This window comes from Halopseudomonas sp. (assembly GCF_036960865.1).
Taxonomy (GTDB): Bacteria; Pseudomonadota; Gammaproteobacteria; order Pseudomonadales; family Pseudomonadaceae; genus Halopseudomonas.
The window spans coordinates 21,182-34,326 of record NZ_JBALWE010000006.1 but is presented as its reverse complement, the minus strand read 5'-3'; the positions used below and the strand labels follow the sequence as shown (position 1 = coordinate 34,326).

The window sequence follows — 13,145 nt, the reverse complement described above, 5'->3', positions numbered from 1 at the left end:
GATAGTGCCGCCGCCCACTAAACCAGCTCGCTGCCAACCTCCCACCAGGTGGGTAACAGGGCGCGTACGCTGCGCTGCCCAAATCGGTCATCGAGCAGGTAGACCACGCCGTTGTCCTGGGTGGTACGTATCACTCGGCCGGCGGCTTGTACCACCTTCTGCAGCCCGGGGTAGAGGTAAGCGTAGTCATAGCCGTTGCCGCCCTGATCAGCAAACATGGTTTGCATCCGCTCTTTCATTTCCTCGTTCACCGGGTTGATCTGCGGCAAACCTAGGGTGGCGATGAACGCGCCAATCAGACGGCTGCCGGGCAGATCGATGCCTTCACCAAAAGCGCCCCCCAGCACCGCAAAACCAATGCCCTGGCCGTGCTCGGTGAAGCGCGCCAGAAAGGCACTGCGCTCACCCTCGTTCATGCTGCGCGACTGCGCCCAGACGGGGATTGCTGGGTAGCTCTGCTGAAAGCGTTCCAGCGCCTGTTGCAGATAGGCGTAACTGCTGAAAAAGGCGAGATAGTTGCCGGGCTGTTGGGCAAACTGCTGTGCAATCAGGTCTGCGATGGGCTGCAGGCTGGCGGTGCGATGCTGGTAACGGGTGGAGAGGTTGCGGATCACCGCTACGCGCAGCTGAGCGGGCTTGAACGGCGATTCAACTTCCAGCCAGCGGCTCTGCTCCGGTAGCCCGAGCAGGTCTGCGTAGTACTGCGCCGGACTCAGGGTGGCCGAAAACAGGGTGGTGCTGTGGGCACTGGTAAAGCGTTGTTTGAGAAAGGGCGCCGGCACCATGTTGCGCAGACACAGGGTCGAGAGGGTACGCTGGCCACCCAATCCTTCGTGTCGGGTTATATCGAACAGCGAGTGGGGACCATAGGCTTCCGCCAACCGGCAGAACAGCATGGCGTCGAAATAGAAGCGCAGCAGCGCCGCATCGTTACCCGTGGGCTGCTCGGTCAGGTGATCGGTGATGGCGCTGACCGCTTTTTGCAGGCTGGCGATGAACAGGTCGGCGATGGTCGGATAGATCTGATAGTCATCGACCTGATCGCGGTGCAGGGCGTTCCAGTGGCGGGCTACCCGGTCCAGCGAACTCTTCAATGCCTTGGGGGCGCTACGGCGCAACACGTTGAACACCTGTTGATCAAGCTCGGCGGTGTACATGCCGCGGGCGCGGTCAATCAGGTTGTGCGCCTCATCCACCAGCAGGGTGACGCGCCAGTCGTTGAGCACGGTCAGGCCGTAGAGCAGGGCAGTCATGTCGAAGTAGTAGTTGTAGTCGCCCACCACCACGTCACTCCAGCGGCATAGCTCCTGGCTCAGGTAGTAGGGACAAATGCTGTGCTCAAGGGCAATGCGGCGTACGTTTGCCTGATCCAGCCAGCGCGCGTTTACCGCCGCCAGACGCGCGGCTGGCAGGCGGTCGTAGAAGCCTTCGGCCAGGGGGCAGGAGTCGCCGTGGCAAGCCTTGTCCGGGTGTTCGCAGGCTTTCTCGCGGGCGGTGTGTTCGAGCACCCGTAACGGCATGTTGTCCTGTTGGCTACGCAGGGTGCTCAGCGCCTCAAGCGCCAGTTGCCGGCCGGGTGTTTTTGCGGTGAGAAAAAACAACCGGTCCAACTGCTGCTCGGGGAAGGCCTTGAGCTGCGGAAACAGAGTGCCCAGGGTCTTGCCGATGCCAGTGGTTGCTTGCGCCATGATGGTATCGCCATCGCGCGCCGCGCGAAAAACCGCCTTGGCCAACTGCCGCTGACCGGCGCGAAAACTGGCGTGCGGAAAGCGCAGCTCCTGCAGACAGGCATCACGCTCACCGCGGTGCTCGGTTTCCTGTCTGGCCCAGGCAATGAAACGGTCGCATTGCAGGGCAAAGAAACGCCGCAGGTCGTCCGCCTTGAAGGTCTCACGATAGGGCGTTTCTTTCTGGCTGACAACGTTGAAGTACACCACCGCCAGGTCGATCTCTTCCAGCGACAGCTCTGCGCACAACAGCCAGCCGTAAACCTTGGCTTGCGCCCAGTGCAGGCTGCGGTGGTTGTCAGGAATGCGCGATACGTCGCCGCGATGGGTCTTGATCTCTTCCAGCAGGTTTTGCGCGGGGTCGTAGCCATCGGCACGGCCGGTAACCAGCAGGCCCGGGTAGCTGCCAGCCAGCGCCAGCTCGCTGACATAGCCATCACCACGCCGGCTGACCACGGTCTGATGCCCGGCGATCCCCTCCTGGGCGGTAGGGGCGGGGGTGAAGCGCAGGTCGAGATCACCTTCCTTGGCGGTGAACTCGCAGAGCGCGCGAACGGCGACCCGGTAACTCACGCGCTTTGCTGCCACTGCACGTAACACACCTCAATCGGCATCTGATGCTCCGCGCAAAAGGCCAGCCAGCGCCGCTGGTTATCCTGCAGTCGGTCGCCTGGCCCCTTCACCTCGATCATGCGGTAGCGTCCCTCGTCGGGCCAGAACTGGATCAGGTCGGGCATGCCGGCGCGGTTGGCCTTTATATCGCGTAACAGGCGTTGGAACCAATGCTTCAAATGTGCCGCCGGAATGCACTGCAGGGCAGTCTCCAGCAGTGCCGGATCTACCGCCGTCCAGAACACGAAGGGCGATTGAATACCCTGTTTTTGCTGAAAGTGATGGCGGATGGTTTGCTGGTACTGCTGGCTGTCGAGCTGGGCCAGGCAGCGGTCGAAAAGAGCGCGGCGCCGCGGATAAAAATCGGCGCTATGCAGATCCGCCGGCGCGCTGTGAAAGGGGTGAAAAAACGCACCGGGCAGTGGGGCGAAGATAGCCTCCCAGCAGAGCAGACCAAAAAGGCTGCTGATCAGGGTATTTTCCACGTAATACACTGGCGCAGCGCCTTGCTCAAGATGCCTGGCCACCGCCTGCTCTACACCCATATCGGGCTGCAGTGGCAACACCAGATGCTGCTCGGGCGTTTGGATTGGGGCGCCAGGTGCCGCTTTAGCCAGCTTGAGTTTGCGAGCAAGGCGGGTTACCGCGCGCTCAACCAACTGCCGCTCGGCTTCGTTCTCCGGGACGAGCAGGGCGTGTGTGGCCAACTGGTAGGCGTCCTGCGCCTGACCAGACTTTTCCAGCAAGCGGATACAACGTTGCCGGGCACCGGTATGAGTGCACCGTTGGTATAGCGCCAGCGCCAGCGTCTGCTGCTGTTCGCGCTCAAGTTGCTGCGCCAGTTGAAACAGCAACCGTTGATGGCGTTGTTCGATCCAGGTGTTATCACTGTGAAAATCGCCGAGCAACGCCAGGGTCTCGCCTACGCTGGCGCCATCGTTGAAGGCATCGCGGCAGTGCCGCAGCCGCAGGTAATCATCCATGTCTTGGCGCCGGCCAAAGGCGCGTGACTCTGCTGATAGCGCCACTTGTTCATAACGGTAGATACCCAGATCGGCGAGTACGAACTCCGACCAGCTCTGCGCCAGATTGCCGAAGAACAACAGGCGAAAACGCTCACAGATATCGCTGATAGTGAGGCTGACGATGGGTTCATCAGGTACGCCCGGCCAAGAATGATAAGGCAGTTGCGCAGGGTGCAAGGCCCCCAGGGCGGTGGTCAGTAGGGCTTTGCTCTGGTGCCTGGCGGCCGCGGGATTGGGGAACAGGGCGCAAAGCTCATTCTTCAGCAGCAGGGTGGCCAGCTCGCCTGGCTGCAGGGGCAGGTCATCACGCAGCCAGCCGTTGATCAGTAAGGGCGTTGCGGCGGTCTCCATATCACCTATCTCGTCATACTGCAGTTTGCCCAGCCGGAAGTGCTGGCCTTTGCGCATGATCAGGCGCACCAGCAGTGCACGCGAGATTTTTGGCGTGGCGGCAAAGGTGTGGGCAAAGCCAAGTTCCTGTTTGTTCAGCAGATCGGGATAGCGCGCGACCACCCAATCAAGGACGGTCTGAAAGTTGCTGAGGTAGTAGAAGTCGGCAGCGTTGGGTATAGGCATAAATACAGTACTGGTTGTGCGTACAGTATTGTGGCGCCGTGACGCTGCGCTTGCAAGTGAGAGCGGGGGCGGCTGCGCTGCCGTTCATCAGCCCGCTGGTGGTCAACCAGAGAGCAGCGGAGTGATGTCAGTAGAGATCATTCAGGTTCAATGCGAGCATGGCGGCCAGCTCAGTGACTGGCAGTGGTTTGCTCAGGTAGTAGCCCTGCACCATATTGCAGCCGAGCTTGCGCAGGAATTGCAGCTGCGCCGACTGCTCGACTCCTTCGGCCACGACCTCAAGCCCAAGCTTGTGCGCCAGCAGTATGGTTGCCTCTACGATGGCGCTGTCCCCAAGGTTATCAGGTAGTTCACTGACAAAGGTGCGGTCGATTTTCAGCGCATGCAGTGGAAACCGTTTGAGGTAGGCAAGTGAGCAGTAACCGGTGCCAAAGTCATCAATGGCTACGCGAACTCCCAGCCGCTGCAGGGCCTCTAGGGTGCCGGCGGAGGTCTCAAGATCGTTGATCAGCATCTGCTCGGTAATTTCCAGCTCCAGCTGATTGGGCGCAAAACCGGTGTCCGCTAGCACCTCGGCAACCTTCGCGGCCAGGTCGCCAGCGGCGAACTGCCTGGCCGACAGATTAACCGACATACGCAGCGCCTGCTGGGTGTCGGCCTGTTGCGCCATGGCGTCAAGGCAGGCTTGTTTGAGCACCCACAAGCCTACCTTGACGATCAGGCCGGTCTCTTCCAACAGCGGTATGAAATCATCGGGCTGGATCAGGCCGCGCTCGGGATGTTTCCATCGCAACAGCGCCTCCATACCCACTACCTTGCCACTGCGCATATCTGCCTGAGGCTGGTAGTAAATGACAAACTCGTTGCGCTCCAGCGCCCAGTGCAGGTCGGACTCCAGTGCGAGCAGGTCTTGCTGGCGCTCATTCATGGCCGGCGCATAGAACCGGAACGCACGCCCACCTGCGGCCTTGGCCTGATTCATCGCGGAATCGGCGTTGCGCAGCAATGCCTCTACCGTCTCACCGTCGTCTGGCCAGATGGAGACGCCGGCGGTAAAGCTGAGAAAAATGTCCTGTTCGGCCAGGCGAATGGGGGCTTCGAACGCGCGCTTGAGTTTATCCAGCACACCAACGATGGCTTCTGGTGCGTTCAAGTCACTGGCAACGATTACAAACTCGTCCGCGCCGTAGCGCGCGAGCAGGTCATTCGGTCTGATGTGGCGGCTGAGACGCCCACTGATCTGCTGCAGCAACAGGTCGCCAGTACCATGGCCGAGGCTGTCGTTTATCCGTTTGAAGTTGTCCATGTCGAGAAAGAGCACGGCCATTCTGGATTGGTGTTGCTCGGCGCGCTGAATCTCGCTTTGCAGCTGTTGCCCCAGCATCACTCGGTTGGCCAGGCCGGTAAGACTGTCATGGGTTGCCTGATGCTGCAGCTCGGCTTCAAATTGTTTACGCTCACTGATGTTGCGGGCGATGGTTGAAAAATAGGCGGTTTTTCCCGACTTGTCGCGATGCGCCATGATCACTTCTGACAGATACAGCTGCTCGCCATTCGACAGTTTGAGCATGGACTCACGCTCGACAACGCCGTGCTTGTCGGCTTGAGCCAAGGCACTGAGTATCAGCTCCTGTGCCGTTTGCATGGCGTGGTTGAGCTGGCTTTCTACTCGATAGGGGGTTTCATAATCGGCGTCACCAAACAGCTCGTGGCCGGAGCGGTTCAGGTACATCACCTTGCCTTCTGCATCGCTGATGGCTACGGCGTCGGTGGTTGCCTCCAGGATCGCATTCAGTCGCAGGCGGTCCTCTTCGGCCTTGATTCGCTCGGTCACATCGCGGCCAGTAGAGACGAAATGGGTGATACGGCCCTCGGCATCCACCAGCGGTGAGATGACCTTTTCTTCGAAGAACACGTCCCCTGCGAGCGTGCGGTTGAGCAGCGTGCCACGGTAGGTGCGGCCTTCGCGCAGGGTCTCGTTGATGGCAGCGTAGGCTTCGGGATTCTGCTCTGGCGCTTTTAACAGCGTGAAGTGTTTTCCCTGGGCCTGGGCAGCGCTGTAACCGGTCATGCGCTCGAAGGCCGGGTTGACGTACTCGATATGGCCCTCGCGGTCGGTGATGAAAATACTGTCGGCTGCTTGGTCCACAGCCTGCGAGAGTTTGCGCAGCAGTTGCCGCGAGGCACGGTTGGTCTTCTCTGTGGCGCGTTCGTCGATGGCGCGCTGAATGACCGGTGCCAGCCGCTGCAAATCATTCTTGACGATGTAGTCCTGGGCTCCGGCCTTGATGGCTTCTACGGCGGCGAATTCCCCTAGGGTGCCGGAAACATAGATGAAGGGCAGATCCTCGCTGTACTGGCGAACCGAGGCAAGGGCATGGGCGCCGTCGAACAGAGGCATGCTGTAATCGGACAACACGACATCCCAGTCGCCGTTGGTGAGAGCCTGTTGCAGCGAATCTTCGGTCTCGACCCGCTCCCAGAAGACCGACCAGCCCTGAACTTCCAGGTGGTTGATAACCAGCAGCGCGTCATCCTCGTTGTCTTCGACAACCAGGATGCGCCACTGTTTTTGCGGGTCTTCCGGTTTTCGCGGTTCCATTGTCCCTCCTGCCTAGGCTTCCATTGCCGGGTTGTTGAGTTGTAGCCAGTAGTGCCCAAGGTCACGGGTAACCTGTACAAACTCCTCAAAATCGACCGGCTTGCGCAGATAGCTGTTGGCGCCACATCCGTAGGCATTCTGCAGGTCGCTGTGTTCCAGCGACGAGGTGAGCACGACCACGGGTATCAGGCGCGTGTCGGCGTTGGCACGCAGCTGGCGCAATACTTCCAGCCCCTCGACCTTTGGCAGGTTGAGATCCAGCAGAATCAAGGCGGGCTGATTGGCCGCGCTCTCCTTGTCGGCGAACAGCAGGTGCAGAGCCTGCTCTCCGTCCTCGGCCACGCTGATCTGATTGGTGATGCGGTTGCTCTTGAGCGCATGCAGCATTAGCGCTACATCGTCCGCGTTATCCTCGACCAGAAGTATCGATCGGTTTTTCATGGTCTGCCTTTTACCAGCTTGAGTTTGAGGAAAAAGGTGGCGCCCTGACCCGGTGCTGATTCGGCCCAGATGCGGCCATTCAGTTTGGCCATTATTCGTTCGATGGTTGCCAGGCCGACGCCGCTGCCGGGAAAGTCATTGCCGCTATGCAGTCGCTGAAACGGGATGAATAGTTTATCAGCGTAGTTCATATCGAAGCCTGCGCCGTTGTCACGTACGAAAATCACTTCGTCGTCACCCTGCATTTCTGTCCCAACCTGTATCTGCGGGTGCTCGGTCTTGCCGGTGAACTTCCAGGCGTTACCTATTAGATTCTGGACCGTGACCTGCAGTAGCGCCAGATCTCCTTCCACGCAGATGTTGGACTGTATCTGTATGTCGATTTCGCGCTCGGGCTGCAGCTCCCTGAGGTTTTGTACCGCCGCTGTGGCCAGATTGCTCAGATTGACTTCGGTCGACAGAACGTCGGCCCGGGAGACGCGGGCAAGCAGCAGCAAATCGTCAATCAGCTTGCTCATTTTCTGCGCCGCCTTGCGGATGCGGTTGAAGTAATCGGCCTCCTGTTCATCCAGCCTGCCAGATAGGCTGCTGGACAGAATCTGGCTAAAACCGTCAATCGCTCGCAGCGGTGCGCGCAGGTCGTGTGATACCGAATAGCTGAAGGCCTCCAACTCGCGGTTCACCACTTGCAGCTCGGTGTTTTGTGCGGTCAGGCCGTTATTCAATTGCTTGATCTTGTCCTCGGTCTCGCGACGCTCGGTAACATCCCGGATGGCGCAGAACACCAGCGTTTCCGACGGCGTACGAATGGGGCTTAGGCTGACTTCGACGGGGAGCTCGCTGCCATCCTTGCGTTTAGCCTGCAAGCGCAGGCCTGACCCCATCAGGCGCGGCCGAGGCGCGCTGACATAGCCTTGGCGGTGCTGTATATGGCCCTTGCGCAGCTCTTCGGGTAGCAGCACTTCAACCTTCTGCCCGAGCAGCTCCTGCTGGGTGTATTCAAACAGCCGTATGGCCTGTTCGTTCAGCAGCACTATGGTGCCATTGGTATCGGTAATGATGATGGCATCAGGTGCTGCCTCTATCATGGCGCGAAATTTGGCTTCACTGTCCTGCAGGCTGGATTCGGTATGCCAGCGCTGGGCGATCGAGCGCGCCAGCAGGTAGGCCAGGCCGACTGACAGCAGGACAATCAGCGCGCCCGCCTGCCATAACCCTTTTTTCAACGGGCCCGTCAGCTCGTCAAGCTGCGTGCTTGAAAGGTACGAAACAACGTAGAGACGCCCCAGTGCCTGCTCGAACTCAGGGCTATCGGCGGGCGTTAGGTCAAGGGGGGCAAAGGCGTAGTGGTCGTCGGCATCCAGCAATTGGCCTATGGATTCACCCTGAATAATCTTGCTCCACAGCGTGGCTTTTTCATTGGTCAGGCTATGCTGGCGGTGCTCCGACAACATGAAGCCCCATTCCTTCTCCGTGGCGGGGCCTTTGAGCCAATAACCGTTCTGATTGATCAGCCACAATTGGCCGGTGCGCGGTGAGTCGAGCGCTGCTAGGGCATCAAGCAGGTTGTCACCGCGGTAATTCATCACCAGCAGACCTGCGGTCTTATCCTGTTCGTCGGCAACCGGCGTGGCTACTCGAATGGTCGGGTTCAGCGGCCGTTCGATTTCGCCGTGTTCAATGTTCAGATCGAAGGGGGAGAAATACAACTGCCCAGGATGCAGTTGCAGACCGGATTCCACGTAGTAACGAGCGCTCTTGTTCTGCAGTTGGTCTGACGGCTTGGTGACGATTTGATTGTTGCGTCGTTCAACGCGCACGCGTTCGAGCCCTTGCGGATCCAGCAGGCGTAACTGATCGTACTGTGGGTTGAATTGCAGGAAGGACTTGAGCGCGTGGGCGTTGTCTGCCAACTGCGGTGCCAGATTGCTTGGCGTTGGCGTCAGGCTGGAGAGGGTTGCCAGATAAAGCGCATCACCGCGAATGTCACCGAGGCTGGTCTCCAGCAGCATCAAGGCTGCCTGGACCTGAGCTCGTTGCTCAGCATGGGCGATCACTGTGCGTGCGGCTACGTTGCTGTTGATCAGTAGTGCTATGGCCAGCAAGGTAATGATGACCAGAGGAACCCAGATCACCATGAAGTAATAGCGCACGCTTTTACGCGGTTTTATTTTTTCAGGCATATATTCATCCTTGCTGCCAACGCGGGCCTTTGCGCCTGACCACAAGTATAGAAGCTGCGACGGAATTTGCCGTGGGGGGCTACAGCAGATTTGCGGTGCAGAGTTCACTCTTGCGTCATCAATATGCCGGCCTCCAATCGGCTTCAGGGCATGACAAACTCGCTAACAACATGGTGTAGACTGCGGCTGTCTGGCGATAGGCCGCCTATATCGAGGGCAAAGGGTGTGACATGCTGTTGAGTCTTGTATTGCTGCTGGCGCTCCTGCTGAATGCCTGGGTGCTACTCGCTCTGTGGTTTCATCGTCCGCATCGGGCGCAACTGCGCTATGTGCCCATCGCGCTTTGGGTGTTGCTGTGGACCACCTCGGTGGTGTGCCTGTGGCGTGGAGAATACCTGGCTGCCGCGGCGTGGCTGGCAGCCGGACTAACGCCGGTCCTGTTATGGTGGCGCGGTCTGCTGCCAACGGGGCAGGGCGACTGGGCAGATGATGTCGCCTACACCACGACCGGCGCGGTCGACGGCGATACCCTGAGTCTGCAGCGCGTACGTGAATTTCGCTGGTTCAGCCGCACCGAGTATGAACAGGTCTGGAGTAGTCGCGAATATCAACTGTCTTCTCTGCAAAGCGTAGACATGATCACTTCGTTCTGGGGCCTGCGACCCATTGCCCATGTACTGGTGTCCTTCGGCTTTGGCGACGATCGCTACCTGACCTTTTCGGTTGAAATACGCCGCAAGCGTTGCGAGGAATTCTCGGTACTGGGTGGTTTTTTCAAACACTTCGAGTTGAATATCGTGGCCAGTGAAGAGCGCGACATGGTGCGTGTGCGCACCAATTGTCGTGATGAGGATGCCTACCTTTACCGCACGCGAATTTCCCCGGAGCACGGCCGCGAACTCTTGCTGGGCTATGTAGAAGCTGCCAACAAGCTGGCCGTGGAGCCGCGTTTTTACCACACCCTGAAAGCCAACTGCACCACCATCGTCTATGCCTTTGCCAAGCGCACCTACCCCGGGTTACCGCTGGACTATCGACTGCTGCTCAGCGGCTATCTCGATGAGTATGTGTTTGCGCGTGGCGGGCTGCAACAAGGCTATTCTCTGGCTGAGCTACGTCAGCGTGGCTGTATCACCGAGCGGGCGCGCGCGGCAGACGACGCCGCCGATTTTTCTCGACGCATTCGTGAGGGTGTGCCGGGCTGCAACGGCACAGCCAGTCCGACAATCTAACGGAGTCAGCATGCACAATTTCAAACGTCTGGTGTTTTTGACCGCACTGGCCATGCCTTTGGCCGCACAGGCACAGCAGGCCCCTGAAGTGTCGGACAATGTGGCGGATATCGTGGCCGACGCAAGTATGGCTCCGGATGTGCGCATCAAGCGCAGCATGGCGCTGTTGCAGGAGCGCTCCCGGGTGCTGCGCGATCAGGGCGACAGTGAGGCGGCCGACCAGCTGCAGCGCTGTATTACCTACCTGTTGCAGGCGCCGCCGGAAGCCGAGGCGGCTGAGCTAGCCGCACAGTCGGTCGAAGCCGCCACAGCGGGAGAGATTGCAGCGGCGCTGGTGTTGGCCGAGAGCGCGGCGACCCTGGCTGGTGCGCTGCCAGACTCGGTTGGCGATCCGGTGCTGGAATAAGAAAGTTATTGGTGAGCACGGGAGCTCTGTTGCTCCCATCTTCGGAAGGCAAATGATGAAAGTCGGTTTATTGCAGTGTGACGATGTACGTGAAGACCTGCAGGCAGCACACGGGAATTACCCCGAGATGTTTGAGCGGCCGCTGCGCCACCGCCTGCCAGATATGGAATACCGGGTGTACCGCACCCACGAGGGTGAGCTGCCAGCCAGCGTCGACAGCTGTGATGTGTACCTGACCACCGGTAGCAAATTCGGTGTATACGATGGCCTGCCCTGGATTGATGCCTTGCAGGCCTTTGTGCTGCAGCTGTGGACCGCGGGAAAGCCGCTAGTGGGTGTCTGTTTTGGTCATCAGTTAATGGCCAGAACCTTGGGCGGCGAGGTGCTTAAATCACCCAAGGGCTGGGGTGTGGGTATGTCCTTCAATGACGTGCTGGTGCACAAGGAGTGGATGAAACCGGCGGCGACGGCACTGGATCTGATCGTCAGTCATCAGGATCAGGTGGTGCAGTTACCACCTCAGGCCGAAGTCTTGGCCAGCAGCGACTTTTGTCCTTACTACCTGCTGCAATACGGTCAGCACTTTCTCAGCGTGCAGGGCCACCCCGAGTTCTGCAAGACCTACTCGGCCGATCTGATGACGGCACGCGAGGCGAGCATTCCGCCCACACGGTTGCGCGCCGGGCGCGCTTCGCTGGCAGCCGAGGTGGATGATCAGGTGATGCTCGACTGGATCGTGAGTTTTTTGCAGCACGCCCGCTAAGGCCGGTTTTTTGCCGTCGACTCGGCAGGCGCGTATCCTGACGGCTGGTCGGCGCGATGCGGACCGCTATTTGGTCAAGTGGAGAAAGGCGCATGATTGTTCTGTCCAACGAGGTTCAGCTCGGAGACTGGGAGGTGGATATTTCCGCTGTCCGCTCCCAGGGTGCGGGCGGCCAGAACGTCAACAAGGTAGCCAGCGCTATCCATCTGCGCTTTGACATTCAACGTTCCAGTCTGCCGCCGTTCTACAAGGAGCGGTTGTTGCGCCTGTCTGATCAGCGCATCACCAAAGACGGTGTGATTATCATCAAGGCGCAGCAGTTTCGTACTCAGGAGATGAACCGCGACGACGCGATCGAGCGTCTGCGTGAGCTGATTCTCAGCGCGATAGTGGTGCAAAAGAAGCGCCGGCCGACACGCCCAACCCGCGGTTCTCAGGTAAGACGGGTGGATAGTAAAGTAAAGCGGGGGCAGGCCAAGCAGTTGCGGGGGAAGGTGGATATCTAGGGGTGGCGGTGTTACTTGTTTGTGCTGCTCGAGAGACTCGCCTGGGCGAACGATAACCAGCCGATCAGCAAGGTCAGGCATCAGAAGATTTTTACCTGTTACCTTGAGATCAGGCATGGCTCAAGGCGGACCGTTACCGTTCCTCAATCTTCCGCTTCTGCATCCCGCAAGCGCTCCTGCCGAGCTGCTTCCTCCTCCAGCACGGCCCTGATTTCAGCCACAACACTGTCTACGTCAGCCTCACCCTCGGGATCAGCAAATTGCCCGGTCAGCTCCGTTTCCGGCGCCAGTTTGCCTTCTTCATACAGTGCCCACATCTCGGCGGCGTAGCGGGTTTCCAGCAGGTCGGGCGCGTACTGGCCGTAATACTCGGTCATGTTGCGCACATCACGGTCGAGCATTTTACGCGCGTTGTTGTTGGCGGCGGCGTCAACGGCCTGGGGCAGGTCAATGATGACTGGGCCGTAGGCGTCGACCAGAACATTGAATTCGGAAAGATCGCCGTGTACCAAGCCAGCGCAGAGCATCAGCTTCACGTACTCCATGACGGTGGCATGGTCTTCGCGCGCCTGTTCGGCCGACATCGAGACGTCATTGAGGCGCGGCGCCACATCGCCGTCATCATCAGTGACCAGTTCCATCAGCAGTACGCCGTCAAAGCAGCCGTATGGGGTAGGTACGCGGGCGCCGATGGCGGCGAGGCGATAGAGGGCGTCTACCTCGGCGTTCTGCCACGCCGATTCCTGCTGGTCGCGACCGAACTTTGAGCCCTTTTCCATAGCGCGCGCACGGCGCGAATTACGCACCTTGCGGCCTTCCTGATAGAGCACAGCCTGCTTGAAACTGCGCTGGGCGGCGTCCTTGTAAACTTTGGCGCAGCGAATCTCGTTCCCGCAGCGAACAACGAAGACGGCGGCTTCCTTGCCGCTCATCAAGGGACGTATGACCTCGTCGATGAGGCCGTCTTCTACCAGTGGTTGCAAGCGCTTGGGGATCTTCATAGCGCCCTTATACCCTAAATGGATAGAGGGTGTTAAGTGGCGCTGTAAATGTTGCCCTTAGTTCCTTGAAT

General features: G+C 59.3%; 10 protein-coding genes. 4 read left to right on the top strand and 6 right to left on the bottom strand.

Annotated elements, in window-relative coordinates; translation table 11 throughout:
- Positions 1-17: 17 nt before the first annotated feature.
- The 5 genes from V7747_RS09725 to V7747_RS09705 all read right to left on the bottom strand — a co-directional run bounded on the left by V7747_RS09725 (position 18) and on the right by V7747_RS09705 (position 9,166).
- The gene (locus V7747_RS09725) at positions 18-2,300 is read right to left on the bottom strand and encodes an ATP-dependent DNA helicase (RefSeq protein ID WP_335615844.1); all 2,283 of its coding nucleotides are present in this window, start codon (positions 2,298-2,300) and stop codon (positions 18-20) included.
- Positions 2,297-3,940, bottom strand: a complete 1,644-nt coding sequence (locus V7747_RS09720; RefSeq protein ID WP_335615843.1) for a VRR-NUC domain-containing protein — start codon at positions 3,938-3,940, stop codon at positions 2,297-2,299. Before V7747_RS09720 ends, V7747_RS09725 begins: the two co-directional genes overlap by 4 nt.
- A 127-nt stretch (positions 3,941-4,067) precedes the next feature.
- Positions 4,068-6,542 carry an EAL domain-containing protein gene (locus V7747_RS09715; RefSeq protein ID WP_335615842.1) on the bottom strand — a complete coding sequence of 825 codons (2,475 nt, stop codon included), beginning with the start codon at positions 6,540-6,542 and terminating at the stop codon, positions 4,068-4,070.
- Positions 6,543-6,554: 12 nt separating this feature from the next.
- A complete protein-coding gene (locus V7747_RS09710; RefSeq protein WP_335615841.1) occupies positions 6,555-6,983 on the bottom strand; it encodes a response regulator in 429 nt (142 codons plus the stop codon).
- On the bottom strand, positions 6,980-9,166 hold the full coding sequence (locus tag V7747_RS09705) for a sensor histidine kinase (RefSeq protein ID WP_335615840.1): 2,187 nt from the start codon (positions 9,164-9,166) through the stop codon (positions 6,980-6,982). Before V7747_RS09705 ends, V7747_RS09710 begins: the two co-directional genes overlap by 4 nt.
- Before the next feature lie 230 nt (positions 9,167-9,396).
- Between V7747_RS09705 and V7747_RS09700 the strand changes: the two genes are divergently transcribed.
- The 4 genes from V7747_RS09700 to arfB all read left to right on the top strand — a co-directional run bounded on the left by V7747_RS09700 (position 9,397) and on the right by arfB (position 12,073).
- Entirely contained in the window at positions 9,397-10,398 is a 1,002-nt protein-coding gene (locus V7747_RS09700) for an Lnb N-terminal periplasmic domain-containing protein (RefSeq protein ID WP_335615839.1), read from the top strand.
- A 10-nt stretch (positions 10,399-10,408) separates the two neighbouring features.
- Positions 10,409-10,804 carry a hypothetical protein gene (locus tag V7747_RS09695; RefSeq protein WP_335615838.1) on the top strand — a complete coding sequence of 132 codons (396 nt, stop codon included), beginning with the start codon at positions 10,409-10,411 and terminating at the stop codon, positions 10,802-10,804.
- A gap of 52 nt (positions 10,805-10,856) precedes the next feature.
- A complete protein-coding gene (locus tag V7747_RS09690; RefSeq protein ID WP_335615837.1) occupies positions 10,857-11,567 on the top strand; it encodes a glutamine amidotransferase-related protein in 711 nt (236 codons plus the stop codon).
- Between the two features lie 92 nt (positions 11,568-11,659).
- Positions 11,660-12,073 carry an alternative ribosome rescue aminoacyl-tRNA hydrolase ArfB gene (arfB, locus tag V7747_RS09685; RefSeq protein WP_335615836.1) on the top strand — a complete coding sequence of 138 codons (414 nt, stop codon included), beginning with the start codon at positions 11,660-11,662 and terminating at the stop codon, positions 12,071-12,073.
- Positions 12,074-12,216: 143 nt separating this feature from the next.
- On the opposite strand, the gene V7747_RS09680 is transcribed toward arfB, so the two are convergent.
- Entirely contained in the window at positions 12,217-13,074 is an 858-nt protein-coding gene (locus V7747_RS09680) for a PA4780 family RIO1-like protein kinase (protein WP_335615835.1), read from the bottom strand.
- Between the last annotated feature and the right edge of the window lie 71 nt (positions 13,075-13,145).

Coding starts and splice junctions, on each gene's coding strand:
- V7747_RS09720 (WP_335615843.1), bottom strand. CDS start 3,940: ATGCCTATACCCAACGCTGCCGACTTCTACTACCTCAGCAACTTTCAG.
- V7747_RS09715 (WP_335615842.1), bottom strand. CDS start 6,542: ATGGAACCGCGAAAACCGGAAGACCCGCAAAAACAGTGGCGCATCCTG.
- V7747_RS09710 (WP_335615841.1), bottom strand. CDS start 6,983: ATGAAAAACCGATCGATACTTCTGGTCGAGGATAACGCGGACGATGTA.
- V7747_RS09705 (WP_335615840.1), bottom strand. CDS start 9,166: ATGCCTGAAAAAATAAAACCGCGTAAAAGCGTGCGCTATTACTTCATG.
- V7747_RS09700 (WP_335615839.1), top strand. CDS start 9,397: ATGCTGTTGAGTCTTGTATTGCTGCTGGCGCTCCTGCTGAATGCCTGG.
- V7747_RS09695 (WP_335615838.1), top strand. CDS start 10,409: ATGCACAATTTCAAACGTCTGGTGTTTTTGACCGCACTGGCCATGCCT.
- V7747_RS09690 (WP_335615837.1), top strand. CDS start 10,857: ATGATGAAAGTCGGTTTATTGCAGTGTGACGATGTACGTGAAGACCTG.
- arfB (WP_335615836.1), top strand. CDS start 11,660: ATGATTGTTCTGTCCAACGAGGTTCAGCTCGGAGACTGGGAGGTGGAT.
- V7747_RS09680 (WP_335615835.1), bottom strand. CDS start 13,074: ATGAAGATCCCCAAGCGCTTGCAACCACTGGTAGAAGACGGCCTCATC.